This window comes from Amycolatopsis thailandensis (assembly GCF_002234405.1).
Lineage (GTDB): Bacteria > Actinomycetota > Actinomycetes > Mycobacteriales > Pseudonocardiaceae > Amycolatopsis > Amycolatopsis thailandensis.
This window is the reverse complement of sequence record NZ_NMQT01000293.1, coordinates 1-802: the sequence shown is the minus strand read 5'-3', so window position 1 is coordinate 802 and position 802 is coordinate 1. Positions and strand designations below refer to the sequence as shown.

Genomic DNA, 802 nt, shown 5'->3' with positions numbered 1-802 from the left:
CGAGCACGAGGCCGGGACGGTTCGGGTCGAGGCCGTGCGCCTCGACGGCGACCCGGAACCCGCCGCCGGCGACCGCGCCACGGATCCGCTGGCCGCGCTGGACGCCGAGCTCGACGCGCACATCGCCGGTACGGGCGAGGTCCCGGGCGCCGATGAGCGCGGGGAGGGCCGGACCCGATGAAACCGAACCAGCCCTTCATGCCGGTTGACACGTTCCGGATCACCGCCGTGATCGAGCAGCTGGCCCGCGAGTTCGCCACGCACTCCGGCGAATCCCGGCGCCTGGTCGCGATGCTGGTAGAGATCATCGTCTGGCGCACGGTCAACGGCCAGCCCGCCGAGCAGATCACCGCGTTCCTCAACGCCCACATCGCGCCCGGCGTGCGCGAGGACTTCGTGGCCTGGGTCGTGTCCGAGACCGGCCGCCGCCTGAACTCCGTCCCGGGCGGTGGTGGGCGATGACCGCCATCGAGTCGAGGTTGCACGCGTTGCTCAAAACCGGGCACGCGGTGGTGAACGCCCGCTACGACACGACCGAGCCCTACGCGGTCACGTTCGGATTCCCCGGCGCCGAGTGGGTGATCAGCAGGGAGCTGCTCGCCGAGGCGCTGCACTGCGGACAGGCCGGGATCGGCGACGTCCGAGTCACCGCACCCGGCGACCTGATCACCGTCGGCCTGAGCACGCCCGAAGGTTCCGGCTGGGTGGTGTTCCGCCGTGACGATCTCGCCGAGCTCGTCGCCGCCACCTTCGATGCCGTCCGTCCCGGCACTGAGTCCGACGCGATCGACTGGTCCCAGGC

General features: G+C 71.4%; 3 protein-coding genes. All 3 read left to right on the top strand.

What is annotated here, in order from left to right; translation table 11 throughout:
• The coding region (locus tag CFP71_RS44535) for a hypothetical protein (protein WP_167406483.1) at positions 1-181 on the top strand (181 nt) is incomplete at its 5' end.
• 17 nt (positions 182-198) lie between these two features.
• Complete coding sequence (locus tag CFP71_RS42410) at positions 199-462, top strand: hypothetical protein (protein WP_143267306.1); 264 nt, start codon at positions 199-201, stop codon at positions 460-462.
• Positions 459-802 (top strand): SsgA family sporulation/cell division regulator (locus tag CFP71_RS42405; RefSeq protein ID WP_143267305.1); only part of this gene is annotated, 344 nt, incomplete at its 3' end. The genes CFP71_RS42410 and CFP71_RS42405, both read left to right, overlap by 4 nt.